The 21717-nt window shown below is 70.3% G+C and carries 9 protein-coding genes and 5 pseudogenes; 9 read left to right on the forward strand and 5 right to left on the reverse strand.

Annotated elements, in window-relative coordinates; genetic code table 11:
* Both ACIHCL_RS30690 and ACIHCL_RS30695 read left to right on the forward strand, forming a co-directional pair.
* Nucleotides 1-153 (forward strand): annotated as a pseudogene (locus ACIHCL_RS30690) (IS630 family transposase); the annotation flags it as partial.
* 16 nt (nucleotides 154-169) lie between these two features.
* A pseudogene (locus tag ACIHCL_RS30695) lies at nucleotides 170-352 on the forward strand (transposase); the annotation flags it as partial.
* A gap of 7 nt (nucleotides 353-359) precedes the next feature.
* Here ACIHCL_RS30695 and ACIHCL_RS30700 read toward each other — a convergent pair.
* The 5 genes and pseudogenes from ACIHCL_RS30700 to ACIHCL_RS30720 all read right to left on the reverse strand — a co-directional run bounded on the left by ACIHCL_RS30700 (nucleotide 360) and on the right by ACIHCL_RS30720 (nucleotide 4915).
* On the reverse strand, nucleotides 360-1352 hold the full coding sequence (locus tag ACIHCL_RS30700) for a phosphotransferase family protein (protein ID WP_399867077.1): 993 nt from the start codon (nucleotides 1350-1352) through the stop codon (nucleotides 360-362).
* A gap of 285 nt (nucleotides 1353-1637) precedes the next feature.
* A pseudogene (locus ACIHCL_RS30705) lies at nucleotides 1638-2006 on the reverse strand (thioesterase II family protein); the annotation flags it as partial.
* Between the two features lie 49 nt (nucleotides 2007-2055).
* A complete protein-coding gene (locus ACIHCL_RS30710) occupies nucleotides 2056-2883 on the reverse strand; it encodes an SGNH/GDSL hydrolase family protein (RefSeq protein WP_399867079.1) in 828 nt (275 codons plus the stop codon).
* Nucleotides 2884-3059: 176 nt separating this feature from the next.
* A complete protein-coding gene (locus tag ACIHCL_RS30715) occupies nucleotides 3060-3620 on the reverse strand; it encodes a hypothetical protein (RefSeq protein ID WP_399867080.1) in 561 nt (186 codons plus the stop codon).
* 292 nt (nucleotides 3621-3912) lie between these two features.
* A pseudogene (locus tag ACIHCL_RS30720) lies at nucleotides 3913-4915 on the reverse strand (IS5 family transposase).
* A gap of 570 nt (nucleotides 4916-5485) precedes the next feature.
* On the opposite strand from ACIHCL_RS30720, the gene ACIHCL_RS30725 reads away from it, so the two are divergent.
* The 7 genes and pseudogenes from ACIHCL_RS30725 to ACIHCL_RS30755 form a co-directional block, all read left to right on the forward strand.
* A complete protein-coding gene (locus ACIHCL_RS30725; RefSeq protein WP_399867082.1) occupies nucleotides 5486-12292 on the forward strand; it encodes an SDR family oxidoreductase in 6807 nt (2268 codons plus the stop codon).
* An 8-nt stretch (nucleotides 12293-12300) separates the two neighbouring features.
* Nucleotides 12301-16800 carry a beta-ketoacyl synthase N-terminal-like domain-containing protein gene (locus tag ACIHCL_RS30730; protein ID WP_399867172.1) on the forward strand — a complete coding sequence of 1500 codons (4500 nt, stop codon included), beginning with the start codon at nucleotides 12301-12303 and terminating at the stop codon, nucleotides 16798-16800.
* Entirely contained in the window at nucleotides 16790-17119 is a 330-nt protein-coding gene (locus tag ACIHCL_RS30735; protein ID WP_399867084.1) for an acyl carrier protein, read from the forward strand. Before ACIHCL_RS30730 ends, ACIHCL_RS30735 begins: the two co-directional genes overlap by 11 nt.
* Before the next feature lie 2 nt (nucleotides 17120-17121).
* A complete protein-coding gene (locus tag ACIHCL_RS30740) occupies nucleotides 17122-17928 on the forward strand; it encodes an alpha/beta fold hydrolase (protein WP_399867085.1) in 807 nt (268 codons plus the stop codon).
* Between the two features lies 1 nt (nucleotide 17929).
* On the forward strand, nucleotides 17930-19165 hold the full coding sequence (locus ACIHCL_RS30745) for a glycosyltransferase (protein ID WP_399867088.1): 1236 nt from the start codon (nucleotides 17930-17932) through the stop codon (nucleotides 19163-19165).
* On the forward strand, nucleotides 19162-21120 hold the full coding sequence (locus ACIHCL_RS30750) for an ABC transporter ATP-binding protein (RefSeq protein WP_399867090.1): 1959 nt from the start codon (nucleotides 19162-19164) through the stop codon (nucleotides 21118-21120). The genes ACIHCL_RS30745 and ACIHCL_RS30750 overlap by 4 nt, the downstream gene beginning before the upstream one ends.
* A pseudogene (locus ACIHCL_RS30755) lies at nucleotides 21066-21527 on the forward strand (MFS transporter); the annotation flags it as partial. The gene ACIHCL_RS30750 and the pseudogene ACIHCL_RS30755, both read left to right, overlap by 55 nt.
* Nucleotides 21528-21717 lie beyond the last annotated feature (190 nt).

Raw genomic sequence — 21717 nt, forward strand, 5'->3', positions numbered from 1 at the left:
AAGCGCAGCCTGGCCAGCCTCGCCGTCGTCGCCCTCGAACGACTCGAGACCCTCGTCCGCAACCGACTCAAACGCCTCCAATACCGGCCCGACACTCTCGACGGCTTCATAGCCGGTACCGGCCTGACCCTCGACACCCCAACATCACCCTGACACGCCGAAGTCAGTAAGTACCTGGCTCAACCGGATCGAAGCCCAGTTCACCGCCCTGCGCTACTTCATCCTCGACGGCACCGACCACACCAGCCACGAGGAACAGGGAAGCATGATCCGCCGCTACATCATCTGGTGGAACAAGAACGCCGCCCACAAACGCCCATGCGAGGTCGACCACAGGGCAAGCGGTGCCTGATACGGCACTAGCGGGTGGCCAATCGGGTGGTGAGATCGCGGATCTCGCCGTAGGTCTTGGCCAGCTCGCCGTCCATGCCGAATCGGTGGAATTCGAGCAGCAGCGCGGTGGCGTGCTTCGCCTCGTAGACCAGCGCGCGCCACCGGGCGCTTTCGGTCCGGCCCACCTGGCCGTAGCTTTCCCAGAAGGCGTCGCGTTCGGTGCCCGGCTTGCGCAGCGCCAGGTAGATCGGCCAGTCCGCCTCCGGGTCGCCCCACCAGGTCCGGTCGCAGTCAAAAACGCCCGTGATCAACGGTTGCGGCGCGCCTTCGGCCAGCATCGTGTTGCCGACCCAGAGATCCCCGTGCAGCAAGCGGGGTTCGGCGATCTCGTCGAGCACGGCGCGGTCACGGTCGGCCACTTCGACCAGCCTCGTGACGTCACCCGCGTCGAGCCCGGCGTCGGTGAGGTCTGCCGCTGCGCGGTCGAACCAGGTGAACAACGCGTCACTCCACCGCTCGTGCACCGGGCCGGCGACTCGGCCGAAACCCGGTCCCCGCACGCTGTGCACGGTGCGTGTGATGTCGCCCAGTTGGCGGAAGAACGCGTCGCGCACGGGCTCCGGGTACGTCGCGAGCACCTTTGCGGCGGGCACGCCGGCCAAGAAGGTCTGGAACATGTAGTCGCGGCCGATCACCTGGTGGGTGAAATCGATCGTGAGGGTGCGCGGCAGCAGGTCCGCCACCGGCGCCAGGTGCGGGACGCTGGCGTGCTCGTTGCGCATCATTTCCGGGTCGGCCTTCGCCTGGCGGCCCGGTTTCGGCGCGACGCGCAGCACCACCGGCCGGTCACCGCCCAGGTCAATCCTGTAGGTGTTGTTGTAGTAGCCACCCGCGAGTTCAGCTGCCGACCGCACGGCCGTGCCCTCGCCGAAGGCCGCACGGGTGACGGCCGCGATTTCGGTCGCGGTCAGCGGCTGCTGGAATTCTCCGGGTTTCCGGTCGATCGGTTCGTAGTCCATGGTTCTTCGACCCTATCCGCCGAACGAGACCGGCAATTGGCGATGCTGCGTACGGTGGCGGTGTGCCTGCGCACCGGTTCGTCCACGAGCCGCAACGACGGCGCCGCGGCGTACGGTCGTCTCCGCGCGGGTACGCAGGGCCCACCTTCCGTCCTACCGAACTTTTCGTTGGTTCTGTGGGTGTGGTGGGTCTCGGGTGGGACTCTGTTGACGTGTCGTACCAGCCTCCTTCTGTTGTCTCCGGTTCGTCTGTTCCTCCTTTGTCGCGGCCGCAGTTGGCGGAGGTTCGGCATGGTCGCGCACCAGGTAGAAGTGGCCCGGGGAGAACACCCGCAGGTCGAAGGGGCCTTCGGTGTGCTCTGCCCAGGCGGCGGCCTCGGCGACGGTCACCTTCGGATCCTCGGTGCCGACCATGGCCAGCACGGGGCAGCGCAGCCGCTCCCCCGGCTCTGGCACATAGGTCTCCGCGGCCCGGTAGTCGGCCCGGATGGCCGGGAGGACCATCCGCAGCACCTCCTCGTCGCCGAGCAGCCGGGTGTCGGTGCCGCTGAGGCTCTTCACCTCCTCGATCAGGCCGTCGTCGTCGCGCAGGTGCACGGTCTCCTGGCGGTACGCGGAGGGCGCGCGGCGGCCGGAGGCGAACAGGCCCGCCGGCTCCCCGAACGCCACGGGGCGTTCGGGACCGCCGGACTGCCTGCCGCGATCAGCCAGTGATCGCGTTCAGCAAGGGCAGGTACCCCTCGCTGTGACCGGCCTTGTTGGGGTGATAGGACTCGTTGATCTTGTTCCACTCCAGGCTTGTGACCCAGGCCTGCCCCTTGGAGCAGATGGTGTGCGGGTCGAACGCGGTACGCGGGTCAAGGAAGGTGAACCCGGCCTTTCCTGCTTCGGCTGCCAGAACCGAGTCGAGGGTGTCCGACCCCGAATTGAGTGCCGCCCGCTCGCGGTCGCTCAGCCCGAGAATGCCGCAAGTGCCGCCGATCGTGTAAAGCCGGGGGTAGCCCACGACCACGACCTTGGCGTTCGGGGCCTTTGCCCGAATCGCCGCGTACGTGCTCGCCAGAGCGCCTGGCAGACTGCTGGTCGCGGCGGCCTTCGCGGCCTCCACTCCGGCAATGCAGTCCTTGTCGTCGATGGTGAGGATGCAGTTCTTCAACACCTCGACGAAGCCGACGTCGTTGCCGCCCACGTGCACCGTCACCAGTGTGGTGTCCGCGGTGAGCTGCGGTACCTGTTGGCTTGTCAGCTCCGCAGTGGTCGCGCCGGAGCACGACGCCTCGACGAAGGAGTACGAGGGGTGCTGTTGGGCCCACAGCCGCGGGTATGTCGACGGGCCGCGGCGACACGGGTCGTCAGGGTTGTCGTATTCGCGTGTGCCGGGCGCGACGGCGTACGAGTCGCCGAGCGCCACGTACTTGCCGTCGGCTATCGGCTCGACGTCGGCGGCGTACGCACCCGGGACCGCGAGGCAGACGGCAGCCACCGCGAGGGAGAGCGACGCGAGGCACCTGCGAGCTCTTGACGAGCGCATGTTTCACTCCTGGAGTGTGTGAGGTTGCTGGAGGACCTGCCGGAGCAGGCGGAGCGTCGGTGCAGTGTGGTGAACGGGGGTGAGCCGGAGCTGCCTCCCCGGGGCGCCGAGCCGTCCACGCGGCCCGAACCCCCGGCCGACGCAGGGCTCCGACCGGTCGGAGCACTTGAGGAGCGTCAGCCCTGAACTTCCGCGATCAGGGCGAGGGCTTCGGTCTCGCTCTCGTCGTACCGGTCCGGGAACGCCGATCGCTGCACGCTCTGTGCCAGTTCGCCTGCTGTGAAGCCGGGGTTGTCGGCATCGTTCGGAATGGCCTGATCCAGGAAGGCGTTGGTGGCGTGCACCGGGTCCATGCACTCTTCGGGGGTGCCCCAGCCCTGACTCGGGCGCTGCTGGAAGACGCCGAGCGAGTCGCGGTCGCCACAGTCCAGATTGTTCATGTGGGACTCCACCCAGCCCGTCTCGAACGCGGCGAGCAGCACCTTGTCGGTGACGCCGCGCTCGACCGCTGTCCGGTACACGGTCCCGGTGATGTCCGGGTCACGGTCTGCCGGAACGGCGCAGCGGGAGTCGAGGAGTTCGGCGTTCGCGTGGTGACGGGGAGCGTCGGCGGCATCTGCGGAAGCGACTCCCACAGTCACGTTCCCCGTGAGCAGAACCGCCGCCGCCAGGCCGATCGCCGCGCGCGTGAATGACTTGGGTAACCTTGATCTCGACTTTTTGGGCAGGCTGGACATTGAAATGTCTCCTTCTGGCTCCCACCTCAAATCAGCCGAAGTGGAAGCCATTTTCGTGGGGGGTGCGCCAATTCGGCGGAGGGACCGTATCCCGGCTGGCGTGTACGCGTCAATACGAAATGCCGAGGGTTGTTCGATCAGTCGGGGATGGCGGTTTTCCGACTCTCGGCTTCCGTCGGGCAGGACCGGTGATCCACAAATCAAATAGTCGCGCCGCCTCTGCCTTCACCGATATGGGTGCGTTGGGCGGGGTTGATGGATTCCCGCACCTAGGGTCTGTGTGATGCCATGATCAATCGACTGTTTGTAAGAGGTCTTCGAGCCAGATCACCGAGGCGCGGAGTTCGGGGCCGGCGAGGCAGCTCTCGGGCATCTTGTCGAAGCGCATGGCGATGCCGCGCCAGTCCTTCAGTCGGTTGATCAAGCGCTCGACGTGTTCCGCTCCTTATAGAGGGCCGCGTCGTAACTCACAGGCCCGCCTCCCCGGCTGCCCCTCTTCTTGCGGTTGGCCCGCCTGGTCCTTCTTCTCCGGGATCACCGCTTTGATGCTGCGTTTACGCAGGTAAGAGCGGTTACCGCGGGACGAGTAGGCCCTGTCTGCCGCGACGACCCCCGGCCGGGTGCGGGGTCGGCCGACCGGCATGCGGACGCGGATCCTCTTCAGCACGGGGATGAACTGAGGGCTGTCTGCGGCCTGCACGGCAGTCAGGACGAACGACAGCGACCGACGCCTTGGTCGGCTGCGAGATGAATCTTGCTGGTCAGTCCACCGCGGGACCTGCCGAGCAGGGCTTCCTTCAGGCGGAGCCTGCGCCGTCGCCGGACACGTCTCCGCTCTTCCCGCCCGGGGTCGCTTCCCTCTCCTTGCCCGTTCTGTCCCGTCTCGCCGCCCCCTTTTGCCGGGCCTGTTCCTGCTCTGCCACGGCTTCCTCCAAGGCGTCCATGACCTCCTTGTCGACGCACATCCCGGCGGCGTCGTGGTGGCCGCGGACGGTCGTGGAGTCCACGCCGACCAGGGGCAAGTCCACCTTCCCCTACCGGGCGGCCTCGGAGAGCAGGCCGTCCAGAAGGGCGGTGAAGACGCCGGCGTTCCGCCAGACCCGGAAGCGTCCGTAGACGGTGGCCCAGGGCCCGAACTCGCTCGGCATCTCGCGCCACTGGGCACCGGAGCGGAATCGCCAGATAACCCCCTCGAACTGATCCCGCAGCCGCTCGGGGTACGGGCCGTACTCGCCGATCGGCAGATACGGCTCGATCAACTTCCAATGATCATCAGTGAGCTGCCTGCGTGTCACAACCCTTGTTCCTACCGGATCCCCCCTCCCGGCCGATCCGGATCGGCAAGATTGATCGCAACATCAAACAGACCCTGTAGGGCGTCCGTGGCGCGTCGGGAGTCAGGCGTCGAGCCCGCGCTTGCGGGGTGCTGTTGTCATATGCGATGAGTTCGTATTCACGCGGACCAAGCATGTGCATTCGTAAGGGTATGTTCAGGCGATTTCGGAAATTTTGTTGCTTAATTCGTTTCAGGATCGGGTCGACTCGTGTCAATGGGTGTTGTTTGCTCGGTGGGTCGTGATAATTCGATCCGTCGATGTCAAGCTGTAACCGAAGAGGTGGAGTGGATTGCCGTACTCCGTAGTACGATCTCGTCTGCCCGCTCTCGAACGCCTTACCCCCCACCCTCCCCGAGGCGCTTGATTCGTCGGCAGTTCGCTCTTCTTTCGAGGTCGATTCAGACCTGCGTGTTTTTATGCGTCTCGCAAAGAGAGTGACTGGCGTCGTTCCTGGACATTCGATCTCGCGCGCCTCCTCGCCCCCTGGAGATTTTCATGTGCACGCCTGGTGTCGGCACTGATGGTGGCATGTCCACGACGGCGGACGTCGTCCTCGCAGTGCATCCGTTCGGTGTCGCGTCGGCACGGTTCACCGCGGCCGCCGCGCGCGCGGGCGGACTGGGAGTACTCGACCTGACGGGCGATGCGCGGTCCGCTCGTGAGCAGTTGGGCCTGGCCACCGAGTGGGCGCGCGGCGGGTTCGGCGTACGACTCGGAGAAGGGAACGGCATCCCCGCGTCGGACCTTCCTGCCTGTGCCCACACCGTGGTCCTCGTCGCCGGGGCGACAGTGAACGCTGCCGACTTCCCCGGGCGTCGCGTGCTGGCCGAAGTGACCTCCGGCGCTCAGGCGCGCGCCGCCGCGGCGGCCGGGGCACGCGGACTGATCGCCCGCGGCCATGAAGCCGGCGGCCGGGTGGGCGAGCTGAGCACGTTCGTGCTGCTGCAGCAACTGCTCGCGGACGCGTCCCACCGGCTGCCGGTGTGGGCCTGCGGCGGAGTCGGCGCGCACACTGCGGCGGCAGCGGTCGCCGGTGGCGCCTCCGGTGTGGTCCTCGACACCCAGACCGCGCTGCTCGCAGAGGCGGAACTCCCCGCGGAGGTCACCAGCGCGCTCGTCGGACTCGACGGCTCGGAGACCGTGGTCGAGGACGGCCTGCGCGTGCTGCGACGACGTATCCCCGGTCGGGACGGCATCGCCGCCCCCCTGGAGATCGGCCAGGACGCGTTCCTGGCGGTCCGTTTCCAACAGCGCTGGGGCACGCTGGGCGCAGCGATACGCGGCATACGCCAGGCGGTGAGCGACACGCTCGCCGAGGAGGTGCCCGTACTCGGGCCGGACAGCACGGGCAGCCGTGCTTTCGGCACTCCGCTCCCGGTTTTTCAGGGGCCGATGACACGGGTGAGCGACCAAGCCGCGTTCGCCGCCTCCGTGGCCGCCGAGGGCGCCTTGCCGTTCGTCGCGCTCGCCGTGTCCGACGGGCAGCGGACGCGCGCGCTGCTGGAGGAGACCCGCAGCACCCTGGGCAAGGAGCCTTGGGGTGTCGGAGTCCTCGGTTTCGCCGACGAGGACATCAAGGAGGCGCAGCTGGAGGTCATCCGGGAGGTCCGTCCCTCGCACGCGATCATCGCCGGTGGACGTCCCGCGCAGGCCGCGGCTCTCGAAGAAGCCGGCATATCGACCTTCCTGCACGTGCCTTCGCCCGGGCTGCTGGGCCAGTTCCTCGAATCCGGTGCACGCAAGTTCGTCTTCGAAGGCTCCGAGTGCGGTGGCCACGTCGGGCCCCGGGCCAGTTTTCCGCTGTGGCAGGCGCAGCTCGACGTGGTGGACGACTTCCTCGCAGCTGCCGGGAAGGACGCCGCCGCAGAACTCCAGCTGCTGTTCGCCGGCGGCGTGCACGACGAGCGGTCCGCCGCCATGGTCGCCGCCATGGCCGCCCCCTTGGCCGCGCGGGGTGCCGCGATCGGAGTCCTCATGGGTACCGCCTACCTCTTCACGGAGGAGGCCGTGGCGGCAGGCGCGGTGCAGCCGCTCTTCCAGCAGCAGATGGTCGACGCCGAACGCACCGAACTGCTGGAAACCGCACCCGGTCATGCCACTCGCTGTGTCAGCAGCCCCTTCACGGACGAGTTCGCGGCCCGCAAGGAACAGCTGCGGGCCAGTGACGTGCCCAGCCGCGAGGCATGGGAGCGTCTGGAACAACTCAACGTCGGCCGACTGAGGCTGGCGAGCAAGGGCATCGAACGTGTCGGTGACGAACTGCGCGAGGTCGACGAGGACCGGCAGCGCTCCGAGGGCATGTTCATGGCCGGGCAGGTCGCCGTCCTCCGGTCGGAGGTCACCACCGTCGCCGCGCTGCACAGCGCGGTGACCACCGGAGCGCAGACCTTTCTCGGCCGGCGCAGGGCCGAACTCGATACCGGGGCGGACGAGCCGCCCGCGGCACCCGAACCACTGGACATCGCCATCGTAGGGATGGCCTGCGTGTTCCCCGAGGCGCCCGACCTGGAGTCCTTCTGGGGGAACGTGCTGTCCGGCACCGATGCCATCACCGAGGTGCCCACCTCGCGCTGGGACCCCTCCCTCTACTACGCCGAGGACGGGGCAGGAGAACACACCCCCTCGCGCTGGGGTGGCTTCCTGCCCGAGATCCCCTTCGAACCCCTGGACTACGGCATCCCGCCCGCATCCTTACCGAGCATCGAACCGGTCCAACTGCTGGCCCTCGACGTGGCGCGACGCGCGCTCGCCGACGCCGGTTACGCCGACCGTCCCTTTCGACGGGACCGTGCCTCCGTCGTGTTCGGGGCCGAGGCAGGAAGCGACCTGTCGAACACCATGACGCTCCGGACGGTCCTGCCTGCCTACGTCGGACAGCTCCCACCGGAGCTGGACGCCCAGCTGCCACGCCTGACCGAGGACTCCTTCCCCGGCGTCCTCGCCAACGTCATCGCCGGGCGGATCGCCAACCGCCTCGACCTCGGAGGGGCCAACTACACGGTCGACGCCGCCTGCGCCTCCTCCCTCGCCGCGGTCGACGTGGCCTGCAAGGAACTGACGCTCGGGACCAGCGACATGGTGCTGTGCGGCGGCGCCGACCTGCACAACGGCATCAACGACTACCTGCTCTTCGCCTCAGCGCACGCCCTGTCCCCCTCCGGCCGTTCCGCGCCCTTCGACCGTTCCGGCGACGGCATCGCACTCGGCGAGGGCGTGGCCTGTGTGGTCCTCAAGCGACTTGCCGACGCCGAACGGGACGGCGACCGGGTCTATGCCGTCGTCAAGGGCGTCGGCAGCTCCAGCGACGGCCGGGCCCTCGGCCTCACCGCGCCGCGCGCGGACGGTCAGCGCAGGGCACTCACGCGGGCCTACCGGAACGCCGGGATCTCACCGGCCGAGGTCGGCGTGGTCGAGGCTCACGGCACTGGCACCGTCGTCGGCGACCGCACCGAACTGAGCGCCCTTACCGCGGTCTTCACCGAGGCCGGAGCAAACGCCGGCGGCTGTGCCCTCGGCTCGGTGAAGTCCCAGATCGGCCACACCAAGTGTGCGGCGGGCCTCGCCGGACTGGTCAAAACCACGCTCGCCCTGCATCACGGTGTCAAGCCCCCGACGCTGCACCTGCGACAGCCGAACCCGGCCTGGGACGAACACACCAGCCCCTTCGCCTTCCACACCCGGGCCAGGCCCTGGCCCGCGCCGCCCACCGAACGTGTCGCTGGTGTCAGCGCCTTCGGCTTCGGCGGAACCAATTTCCACGTCGTTCTGCGCGCCCACGGCGACGGCGCCCCACCCACCCACGCCCGCGACGAGTGGCCCGCCGAACTGTTCACCTTCCGCGGCGCCGACCGAGAAGCCGCCGTCAAGACCGCCCGCGAACTTCTTGCTCTCGCCGCGTCCGACCACACCGCGCACCGGTCGCCACGCCTGCGGGACCTCGCCCTGGCCGCCTCCCGGCGCGCCGACCTCGCGGCCGCACGCGGCCTGCCCACCCACATCGCCGTACTCGCCTCCTCCGTACCGGAGCTGACGGCAGCGCTTCGCCGGGCCGTCGACGGCGAACACGCTCCCGACGACGGCATCCACCTCGCGGACGGTACCGAGCCGGGCGAGATCGCCTTCCTCTTCCCCGGGCAGGGCAGCCAGCGACCCGGCATGCTCGCCGAGCTGTTCGTCTCCTTCCCCGAACTCCAGCGCTTCCTCCGCCTCGACGAGTCCGTCGCAGCGGCCCTCTTCCCACCCGCCTGCTTCGACGAGGCCGGACGCCAGGCCCGGGCCGAGCGTGTCACCGACACCCGTGTCGCCCAGCCGGCCCTCGGCATCACGGGACTCGCCGCCCACCATCTGCTCGGCCGTGTCGGTGTCCGCCCTGCGATGGCGGCCGGACACAGCTACGGCGAACTCGCCGCCCTCGCCGCGGCCGGCGTCCTCGGCCCCGAGGAACTGCTGTGGTGCAGCAGGGCGCGTGCCGAATCCGTCCTCGCCGCCTGCGGCGACGACCCCGGCACCATGGCCGCGGTCACCGCCTCGGCACCGGAGACCGCTGCCGCCCTGGAGAAGGCGGGCGTAGCCGATTCCGTCGTCGTCGCCAACCACAACTCACCCCGCCAGACGGTGATATCAGGCCCCACCGACGATGTGGGGACAGCCGTGGAGCGGCTGCGCGCACAGGGGCTGAAGGCGAAACGGATCGCCGTGGCCTGCGCCTTCCACAGCACCCTGGTCGCCGCCGCCGGCGGCACCTTCGCGGCGACGCTGGCCTCGGTACCGCTGGAGACACCGTCCATCCGGGTGTGGTCCAACCGCACTGCCGCGGTCTATCCCACCGCCCCCGAGGCGATACGCGCCGAACTGGCCGCCCAGATCGGATCGCCGGTGCGCTTCGTCGAGCAGATCGAGGGCATGTATGAGGCGGGTGCCCGAATCTTCGTCGAAGCGGGACCCGGGGCGGTGCTGACCCGGCAGGTCACCGAAATCCTCGGCGACCGCCCGCACCGCACCGTCACCCTGGAGGCCCGGCGCGGCACGGGCCTGACCGGATTCCTCACCGCGCTCGCCGAACTCGCCGTCGCCGGGGCCGACGTACGCACCGGGTGGCTGTTCGAGGGCCGCGACGCCGTCGATGCGGTCCAGGCCCCCCGCCGCAGGCGCGCGGGCTGGACCATCGACGGCCATCTCGTCCGCACCTCCGACGGCGCCATCCCAGCCGCAGCCCTGCATCCCGCCCAGCGCATCCCGGAGGCACTTGTGACCACTCGTTCCGGCAGGGACGGAGAGCATGGAATGGTGCTCCGCACCGAACCCGCCCAGGGCGCGTCGGGGACCGGCGGCGATGCCCTCATCAGTGAATTCCTGCGCACCAGCCGGGAGATGATAGCCGCTCAGCGCGACGTTCTGCTGAGCTACCTCGGCGCCGAACCCGGTGTCCGGACCGGACCGGAGCCCGTGGAGTACGCACCCCGTGAGCTGAACGGGGCGATTCTCCCCGCGACTGCGGCACCCGCCGACGAGGCGGTCCCGGAGCCCACCGCGCCGCAGCCCGCACCGGACCCGGCGCCGACCGAGCTGACCACGGATACGGTCCTCGCGGCCGTCCTGGACGTGATAGGTGAACGAACCGGCTATCCGGCCGACATGATCGAACCCGAGCTGGATCTGGAGGCCGACCTGAGTGTCGACTCCATCAAGCGCGCCGAGATCGTCGGCCAGCTCGCTCGACGGCTCCGGTTGCCCACCACCGACGATGCCGCCACGGAAGAGCTGACCAGGGCGCGCACTGCGACGGGCATCGCCGAACTGGTCGTAGCCGCACGGCAGGACGGCACTCCACCGCCCGAGCCCCCCGCCCCCGAGCCCGCCGCGACAGAACCGGCCGCACCATCCACTGACGCCGCAGCAGTCGTCACGGCCCCCAAACGGCTGGTGATGGCGGAATACAACCTCGCGCCCGCCCCCCTGAAGCCCTCCGAACTCGCCGGACGGACCTTCCTGGTCATCGGCGAAGGCCCGCTCGCGGTGGCCGTCGCCGAGCGGCTCGAATCCTGCGGCGCCCGAACCGTCACCGCCACCGGAATCCCTGAGGGCGACCGCTTCGACGGCCTGATCCACCTCGCCTCCCCGGACGGCGGTCCGGCCCACGAGCCGGTGCTGCCCGGCGCCGTCCCGCTCTACCAGTCCGCCCTGGCCGCCGGGCCGCGCCGGCTGCTGGTCGCCGGTGCCTCCGAGGGCCTGCGCGGACTGTTCCGCTCACTGTCCAGGGAGTACCCGCAGACCATCGCCCGCGTCATCGAACAGCCTGCCGGCGCAGACCCGTCCGTCGCGGCCGACGCGATCGTCGCGGAGCTGACCTCCACCGACCGCGAGCCGGTCGTGCTGCGCACGGGGAACACCCGGCGTGGACTGCGGATGACCGAGACCGACCGCGGCGTCCTGGGCAGCGCCGGAGCCGGCCCCTCCGACGACGGTGCCGCCGAGGCTGCGGCGCTCGGACTCGACGACGAGTCGGTGGTACTCCTCGTCGGCGGGGCGCGTGGCATCACTGCCAGGTTCGCCACCGTGCTCGCCACCGCTGCCCGCTGCCGCCTGGAGCTCTTCGGCCGCACGCCGCTGCCCGTCCTGGACGAAACCCCCGCGACGGCTGCCACCACTGAAACCGAGCTGCGAGCCGAGCTGATCGCGGGCGGCATGAGATCCCCGGCTCAGGTCGAACGGGAGATCGGAAAGATCCAGGCCGAGCAAGAGGTCCGCGACACCGTCGACCGACTCACCCGGCTGGGCAGCCGTGTGCGCTACCACTGCGTGGATGTGCTCGACAACGAGGCCGTGTATCGCGCGGTGAAGGACGTGCACGCCGAACACGGCAGACTCGACGCCGTCGTCTACGCGGCCGGTGTGATCGAGGACAAGCTGTTCGCCGAGAAGTCCCCGGAGTCCTTCCACCGGGTCTTCGGCACCAAGACCGACGGCGCCAGGACTCTGCTCGACGCCGTCGACGAACTCCCGCACGGCCCCCGCCTCGCAGTGCTGTTCGGCAGCATCGCGGCCACCCTGGGCAACCGCGGCCAGACCGACTACGCCGCGGCCAACGACGCCCTCGAAGCCATCGGACGCGCCTGGGGTGAGCGGAACGACCGCCGCGGACTGACCGTCCACTGGGGCCCGTGGGCGCCCACCGGCACCAACAACGGCATGGTCACGCCGGAACTGATGCGCACCTACGCGGCACGCGGCATCCGCCTCATCGATCCCGACGAGGGCGCCATGAGCCTGCTGCGCGAACTTGCGTGGGGCCCGCAGGAGAGCGCCGCCGTCGTCTACACCGCCTCGGGGTGGTGACCCCCGCGATGGCCAGGGCCTGCCCGATCGCCATCGTCGGTATGGCCGCGCTCTTCCCAGGAGCGCCCGACCTCGACACGTACTGGCACAACCTCGTCCACGGAGTCGACGCGATCACCGACGTCCCCGCGGCCCGCTGGGACGCCGTGTACTACGCCCCGGACGCCGAACGCCGTGCTGACCGCGTCTACTGCCGGCGCGGAGGTTTCATCGACGATCTCGCCCACGTCGACGTCACCGCATTCGGGATCATGCCCGCCTCCGTGCAGGCCACCGAGCCCGACCAACTGATCGCACTGCGGGTGGCGTCCCAGGCGGTCCGCGACGCGGGCGGCGTCGACCGGCTCTTCACCGACCGGCGCCGCACCGGAGTCATCCTGGGCCGCGGCGGATACCTCACCCCCGGCCTGGTCCGTCTCGACCAGCGGGTGCGCACCGCCGGCCAGCTCGTGCGTACGCTGCGCGAACTCCTGCCGGACCTCGGAGAACAGCGCCTCGACGAGGTGCGCCGCGCCTTCACCGATCAACTGGGCCCCGAGGCACCGGAGTCGGCCATCGGACTCGTGCCCAACCTGGCCGCCTCCCGGCTGGCCAACCGTCTGGACCTGCGGGGGCCGGCCTACACGGTGGACGCCGCGTGCGCCTCCTCGCTCATCGCGGTCGACCACGCGACCCGCGAGCTGGCGAGCGGCCGGTGCGACGTCGTCCTGGCCGGGGGAGTCCACCACTGCCACGACATCACGCTGTGGAGCGTGTTCTCACAACTCGGTGCCCTGTCCCGGAGCGAGCGCGTCCGGCCGTTCCACCGGGACGCCGACGGGGTGCTCATCGGCGAGGGCACCGGCATTGTGGTGCTCAAACGGCTCGCCGACGCCGACCGCGACGGCGACCGGATCTACGCCGTGATCACCGGCACCGGAGTCGCGGGCGACGGCCGCACCGGCAGTCTGTTCAGCCCGGACTCCGCGGGCCAGGCCGAGGCGATCCGCGAGGCATGGCGCAGTGCCGGCCGGGACCCCGCCGAGCCCGGTTCCGTCGGGCTGCTCGAAGCCCACGGCACCGCCACCCCGGCGGGCGACACCGCCGAGCTGGAGACGGTCGCCGCGGTCTTCGGCCCGCCGGGCGACGCGCCCCGCGGCGTGATCGGTTCAGTGAAGTCCATGATCGGCCACACCATGCCCGCCGCGGGGATCGCCGGGCTCATCAAGGCCGCACTCGCCGTGCACCATGGCGTCCTCCCGCCGACCCTGCACTGCGACGACCCGCACCCGGCACTCGCCCGCACCCGCTTCACCACCGTGGACGCCGCGGTGCCGTGGGTGACCGACACCCACGGCACCGTACGCCGTGCCGCGGTCAACGCCTTCGGCTTCGGCGGCATCAACGCCCACGTCGTCCTGGAACAGCCGCCCTCCGTCGCCGCTCCGTCCGTCACCGGCGGACCCGCGGCCGTGGTGCGCGAGCCCGAACGGGTGCTGCGGCTGGCAGCCGCAGCACCCGCCGAACTGGCCCGCCTGCTTGACCGCGATGACGCAACCCTCCTCGCCACCGCCTCGGACGAGACCGGACCCGAACCCGCCGGCCCGGTCCGGCTCGGCGTGGTGGACCCGACGGCCAAACGGCTGGCGCTGGCCCGCAAGGCGGTCGACCGGGGCCGACCATGGCGAGGAAAGAACGACCTGTGGTTCGTTCCGGAGCCGCTGCTGGGTGACGCCGACGGCCGTCTGGCCTTCGTCTTTCCCGGCCTCGAAGCCGACTTCGACACCAACTGCGACGACGTGGCACGCCACTTCGGCCTCCCGTGGTCGCTTTCCGGTACCGACGTCACGGTCGGCGACATCGGCCGTCAGGGCACCGGTGTATTCCAACTCGGCCGCCTCCTGCACGCCGCACTGGAGCGGATGGACATCGTGCCCGACGCGCTCGCCGGACACAGCCTCGGCGAGTGGACCGCCATGGCCGCCGCCGGGATCCACGCTCAAGAGGAGGTCGATGCCTTCCTGGCCACGTTCGATCCGGACGCCCTGCGCGTGCCGGGACTGGCCTTCGCGGTGATCGGTGCGCCCGCGGATCGCGTCATGGAAGCCCTCGACGGCCAGACGCAGGTCGTCCTCTCGCACGACAACGCCCCTCACCAGTCCATCGTCTGCGGCCCTTCGGACGCGGTCGAAGCATTCGTCGGACTCTTCCGCGAACGGGGTGCGATCTCGCAGGTCCTGCCGTTCCGGTCAGGCTTCCACACCCCCATGCTCCGGCCCTATCTGGACCCGATACGGAAGGCGGCGGACACCTACACGCTGCAACCCGCGCGGTTGCCCGTCTGGTCCGCCACCACAGCGCGGGAGTACCCCTCGCGACCACGAGAAATACGGGAGCTGTTCGTACGACACCTCCTGGAACCGGTCCGCTTCCGTCAGATGATCGAGGCCATGCACGCGGCCGGTTTCCGTGCCTTCGTCCAACTCGGAGCCGGGCAGGTCGGCTCACTGATCGCGGACACGCTGCGAGGCTCCGACCACCTCGTGGTCGCCGCCCACTCCCCGCACCGCTCCGGCCTTCCCCAACTGCGGCGCGTGGCCACGGCGTTGTGGGCCGACGGAGCGAGGCCGAACACGGCCGCGCTCTGCCCCGCTCCCGCGCGCGAGGCCGCGCACCGCTCGGTCCGGCTCGACCTCGGCGGCGCGCTGATTTCCCTCGACGAGCCCACGCGCACGGAGATCGGCGCGACCCTGGCGCGGCCACGCCGGGTGACCGAAGGCACGCTGCCGTCCGCCCTCGCCGCCGAGGATCCGCTGGCCGCCGAGTTCTCCGCGCTGCTCGACGACACCGCAGCGCTCGCGGCGGACGTCCTCACCGCGCGCCGGAACGGCGGCCCGCGATCCACCGCGCCTCGGGCCTCCACGGACGCTCCCCGGCCGAACGGACCCTCCACCGGCCCGCCACCATCCGCCCCGCGCGAACTGCGGACCTCGCTGCGGGTCTCGATCGACACCATGCCGTACCTGCTCGACCACTGCTTCTTCAAGCAACCGCCGCAGGCCGCTCCCGCCGACCGCTGGCCCGTCGTACCCGGCACCACCATCATCGGGCACATGATGGACTTCGCCGAGCAGGCAGCTCCCGGCCTGCACGCGGTCGCTGTCCACGACGTCCGGCTCAACCAGTGGATCAACGCCGTCCCCGCGGTGCACGTTCCCGTCCACATCACCCCCGAGCCCCCGCACCCCTCCGGCGTCACGCGGGTGACGGCCACCCTCGGCCCCTACGCCCGAGCCACCGTCGAACTCGCCCGGGAACACGGTCCCCGGCCGGCCACCGCCTGGACCTTGCCGAAGGCGAAGGAACGCCCCTGCGAGCTGACAGGCCGTGAGCTGTACACCCGTCGCTGGATGTTCCATGGCCCACGCTTCCAGGGCGTCACCGAACTGACCGCGATCGGCGACGCCCACGTCCGAGGAGTCATCACCACCCCACCCGCCCCGGGAGCCCTGCTGGACAACGTCGGCCAGCTGCTCGGCTACTGGATAATGGCCCAACTCCCCACCCGCACCACCGTCTTCCCCGTCGGCATGCGCGAGATCCGCTTCCACGGCGCGCCCCCCGAGCCGGGCGAACCGCTCGACTGCCTGATCCGCATCGTGTCCGTCACCGACACCACGCTCGAAGCCGACATGCAACTGGTCCGACAGGGCCGGGTCTGGGCCGAACTCGCAGGCTGGCGCGACCGCCGCTTCGACAGCGACCCGCACATCCGCCGGGTGGACCGTGAACCGGAACACCACACCCTTTCCGAGCCGCAACCCGGCGGCTGGGTCCTGCTCCACGAACGCTGGCCCGACCTGGCCACCCGCGAGCTGATCATGCGGAACATGCTGGCGGGCGAGGAACGGACGGCCTACGAAGAGCACACGCCCCGCGGCCGCCGCCAGTGGCTGCTCGGCCGGATCGCGGTCAAGGACGCGGTGCGCCGACGACTGTGGGACGCCGGGAGCGGCGGGATCTTCCCCTCCGAGCTACGGGTCGTCAACGACCCGTCCGGCCGCCCGTACGTCACCGGCGCGTACGGCCGTACCCTCCCCGACCTCCACGTCTCCCTCGCGCACCGGGCGGAGGCCGCGGTCGCGATCGCCGGAAACGACCCCTGCGGAATCGACATCGAAGAGGTGATCGACCGTCCGGGCGGAACCCTTGAGGTGGCGCTCGGCGCCCGGGAGCGGGACCTCATCGCTTCACTGGTCCGCGACACCGGCGAACCCGAGGCCCTGTGGTTCACCCGCTTCTGGACCGCCAAGGAGGCTGTCGGCAAGGCGCTCGGCACGGGCCTGGCCGGAGCCCCGAAGCGCTTCGAGATCAAGGCCGCCACCGGTACGGCACTGACCGTCCTCACCGGCGGTGGCACCTACCACGTCCATCACCGGACGGTCGGCAGCCCACCCGGACTGCCCCCCAGGAACTACGTCGTCGGTTGGACGACCGCCCACGATGAGGAGAGCGACGATGACTGCTGAAGACCACCGCGCCGTACCGCCCACTCCGCTCGAAGCGGCCGTGCTGGAGGAAGTGACCGGCATGCTGCGGGAGGTGCTCTGCGAGTACGAGCTCACAGACACCGCGATCACCATGGACACCCGGTTCCACGACGACCTCGAAATGGAGAGCATCGACCTCGTCACGCTCTCTGCGGCGCTGCGCGAACACTACGGCGACACTGTCAACTTCGCCGCATTCATCGCGGACCGCGGACTCGAAGAGATCATCGCTCTGACCGTGGGCGACCTGGTGCTTCACGTCGTGGCCTCCCTCCCGGCCGAGGCCGAGGCGGTCTGAGCATGGCGAAGATCCGCGTCGGTGAACTCGACGTCCACATACAGCGCATGTCCGCGGTCGGTTCCCCGGCCGGGAGCCCGCCGCCCCTCGTGGTGCTGATCCACGGTCTGCTCATCGACAGCCTGGCGAGTTACTACTTCTCGCTCGGCCCCGCCTTCGCCGAGAGCGGCATGGACGTCCTCATGTACGACCTGCGCGGGCACGGACGGACCAGTCGGCCTGCTGCGGGCTACCGCCTGGAGGACTTCGTCTCGGACCTGGACGAACTCCTCGACGCACTCGGGGAGGACCGCCCGGCGCACGTCGTGGGCAACTCCTTCGGCGGCGTCATCGCCTACGGGCTCGCCGCTGCCCGGCCCGACCGCGTCCGGTCCGTCATCGCGATCGAGTCCGAGCCGCCGATGAAGTCGTGGGCCGAGAAGATGGCCGCGGGCCTCACCGGCGAAGAAGGCGGCCTGTTGGTCGAGGACGTGCGCACCTGGCTCGCCACGGACCCCCAGCGCAACCCGCGCCCCTTCCAGCTCGCCGGACGGATCCTGGAGAGCACCACGCTGAGGGAGGACCTCCCGCGCAGCCGTCTCCTGGGCGACGGACTCGCCGACATCCGCTGCCCCGTCTTCGCCCTGTACGGCGCCGACTCCGAACTCTCGGGCCAGGCCGGCCGTTTGGCCGCCACCCTCGCGCACTGCCGCACCGTCGTCCTGCCCGATCAAGGGCACTCGGTGCTCGTGCAGCGCACGAAGGAGACGGCCGACCTGATATCGGGCTGGCTCGCGGACGACATCCACACACCCCTGAAGGCGGGCTAGCATGAGCCGGTTCCTGTTCGTCGTCCCGCCCCTGGTCGGCCACGTCAACCCGGCGGTCGGCACCGCAGCCGTGCTCGCCGCGCGTGGCCACGAAATCGCCTGGGCCGGACCTGCCGACCTGGTGCACCGCCTGGCCGGACCCGACGCGCATGTGTTCCCTTGTGTGCCGCCCGACCCGAAACCGGACAACGCCGGGGAGATCGTGGGCCGGACGGGTCACCTGAAAGGCCCCGCGGCCTTCCAGTTCCTGTGGGAGCGCTTCCTGATCCCGCTCGCCGACCACATGGCCCCCGGAATACGCACGGCCATCGAGGAATTCCGCCCGGACGTCGTGATCGCCGACCAGCAGACCATCGCGGGCGGCATTGTCGCCGAGTCGCTCGGCCTGACCTGGGTCACCTCCGCCACCACCTCGGCCGAACTGGTCGACCCGCTCGCGGGCATGCCCAAGGTGGCGGCCTGGCTGGACGACCTCGTCGAGGCGCTGCGTGGCCGGATCGCGGACGGCAAGGGCGCTGCCGACCCGAGGATGTCCCCGTACGGCGTCCTCGCCTACACCACCAGAGCCCTGCTCGGCCCGGTCGCACTCCCCGAACACGTGTGGCTGGTGGGCCCGTCCCTCACCGACCGCCCGGCGCCGGCCGACTTCCCCTGGGAATGGCTGGAAGGGACCGAGCGCACCGTCCTCGTCAGCCTGGGCACCGCCAACGCGGAAGCCGGCGGCCCGTTCCTGAACGCCGCGGTCCAGGCGCTGTCCGGCCTGCCCAAAGTACGCGCCGTCGTCGTCGACCCCGCCCACAGCGTTGCCGCAGCAGGTGAGAACATCCTGCTGCGCCCGCACGTGCCGCAACTGCCTTTGCTCGCCCACGTGGACGCCGTCGTCTGCCACGCCGGGCACAACACCGTCTGCGAGGCGTTGTGGAACGGTGTCCCCCTGGTGGTCGCCCCCATCAGGGACGACCAGCCCATTGTCGCGAGCCAGGTCACCGCCGCGGGCGCGGGCGTCCGGTTGCGCTTCGGCCGTGCCGACGCGGGGCGGATCGCCGCCGCCGTCGGCACCGTCCTGGACGAGGCCGCCGGATATCGTGACGCGGCGCGTGCGATCGGCCGTTCGTTCCGGGCGGCGGGCGGCAGCGTGGCCGCGGCCGACCGTCTCGAAGGGCTCCTGCCACAGGCCACATCACCATCCGCAGGCCACGGGAGCGGACGGAAACAGAAGAGAGCGGGCGCCCGATGACGACCGGCACCCCATCCGACGACAGGGCTTCGGGTAGCTTCGGCTCGCTCCTCGGCTACGCCCGGCCCCACTGGCGCACCCTGACGCTGTCCCTCGTGCTGAGCCTGCTGGCCAGCGTTTCCGGCCTGGTCCAGCCGAAGTTCGCCCAGAACATCCTGGACCGGCTCGCCACGGGCGGGAGCGTCGTGCAGCCGATCACCGTGCTGGCGGCACTGCTTGTCGCGGGCGCGCTGCTGACCGGAGCGAACGCGTGGCTTCAGCAGCGCACCTCCGAGCGCGTGGTCCGTCAGGTCCGCCGCGCCCTGGTGCACCGGCTGATCCGGCTCCGAGTTCCCGAGATCGACCGGCGCCCGCCCGGTGACCTCATCGCACGCGTCACTTCGGACAGCACTCTGCTCAAGAGCGCCGCCACCGAGGGCCTGATCATGTCGGTCAACGGGCTGCTGACGTTCGTCGCGGCCCTGGTGATGATGGCCACGCTGCACCTCGGGTTGCTGGCGGCGACGGTGCTGGTCCTCGCGCTCGTCGGGGTCGTGATGACCGTGGTGCTGCCCCGGATCCGGCAGGCTGTGGCACGCGAGCAGGACGCGGTCGGTGTCGTCGGTTCCCTCCTGGACCGCTCGCTCGGGGCAACCCGCACGGTCAAGGCCAACGGCGCCGAGGGCCGCGAGACGCAAGCGGCCCAGGACGCCGTGGAGGACGCCTATCGCGCGGGCCTGACCGGCGCGCGCTACAGCGCGGTCATCACCATGCTCGGCGGCGCGTCCATCCAGACGGCGTTCCTGGTGGTGCTCGGGTTCGGTGGGATGCTGGTCGCCAACGGCACCATGAACGCCTCCGAGCTCATCGCCTTCCTGCTGTACGTGTTCTTCCTGGCGAGCCCCATTGCCTCATTGGTCGGCGGGGCAGGGATACTCCAGCAGGGCCTGGGTGCCATCGGCCGCATAGAACACGTCACGGTCATGCCCGTGGAGGAAGACATCGACTCGGCGCTCGCCGCCTGCACCGCGTCCGGCCCGCCCCCGACGGTCGAGGTGGACGGTGTGGATTTCGCCTACGCCGACCGGCCCCCGGTGCTGCGCGGTGTGAGCTTCACCGTCCTCGGTGGTACCCAAAGCGCACTGGTCGGCCTGTCGGGCGCCGGGAAGACCACGCTGTTCTCACTGCTGCAGCGGTTCTACGAACCCGCCGCAGGGTGCCTCCGTATCGGAGGGCAGGACATCGCGTCCCTCCCCCGCGCCGAGGTACGCCGCCGGATCGCCTACGTCGAACAGGACGCCCCCGCTCTCTCCGGCACCCTCCGTGACAACCTGCTGTACGCGGCGCCGGATGCCACCGATGAGGACATCGCCGAGGTCCTACGGGCCACGCGGCTCGACGGCCTGGTGACCCGGTTGGAGAAGGGCCTGGACACAGCGGTCGGAGCCAGGGGCGTCACGCTCTCCGGTGGTGAGCGTCAGCGGCTGGCCATCGCACGGGCCCTGCTGCGCCGACCGGAGGTGCTCCTCCTGGACGAGGCCACGGCACAGCTCGATGCGCGCAACGAACAGGCTCTCGGCGAACTGGTCACCGGCTTGGCCCGGCACTGCACGGTGCTGCTCATCGCGCACCGGCTGTCCACCGTGGTCGAGGCCGACCAAATCATCGTCCTCGAACATGGCAAGGTCCGGGCCGTGGGCACGCACCGCGCGTTGATGGACGACGAGCTGTACCGCGAACTCGCCACCAAACAGCTGTCGGCCGCCTCAACAGGCGGCATCCGCCCCGGCGACAAGGGCATGCAGGCGTTGGGTGCTGGTATCCGTGATGGCGCGTCGGATGGACCGGGAGCTGTACCTGCCGGAGTCCTGGACCTCGGACACGGACCGCCGCGTGGGCCGGCCGTTCCGGAAGACTCCGGGCCGGCGCACTCGGCGCGGCGCGCGCCGGACGGTGGGCCGACGCGGGGCGGGTGATCCAGGTCAGCGGTCTCGCGCTCGGCCTGCTGTTCCTCTCGTGGGCGGCGATCGGGCAGCTGACGTGGGTGTTGTGGCTCCTCTCCATCGGCATCGTGGCCCTCGACTCGGCGGTGCGGGCCGTGCACGTGAGCAACCAGCACGCGCTCACTACCACCCACCCGGAACGCATCAGCAGCGTCATCGGTAGCCACATGGTCTTCTACTCGCTCGGCTCCCCCCTCGGCGCCGCTGCGACCACCGCGCTCTTCGCCTCCCATGGCTGGGGCGAGCTGCCTGGATGCTGTTCACGGAGGAGCAGCGCGCCGTCCTTCGATGGGCGTACGGCGGCGCGGACGACGGAACCTGGGAGCGGGCTCGCGGGTGGGCGCTCGCACTGTCCTGGTGTTCCTTTCACGCTCGGCTGACAACCCGCTGATGCGCGGCATCGGCGAGCGCACCTTCCGATCGGTGCTGGGGTAACGGACGGCCTCCGGGTTCCGCCCGGCAGAGCTCGGCGCCGTGCGCTCCAGGACGCCCGAGAGCGAGGATGCCGCCGGGTGGGTGAACTGACCGACACTGCCGCCCGACGCACGGCGCACGGCGTGCGGCGTGCGG

Origin of the sequence: Streptomyces sp. NPDC052042, assembly GCF_044548345.1 — a bacterium.
Lineage (GTDB): Bacteria > Actinomycetota > Actinomycetes > Streptomycetales > Streptomycetaceae > Streptomyces.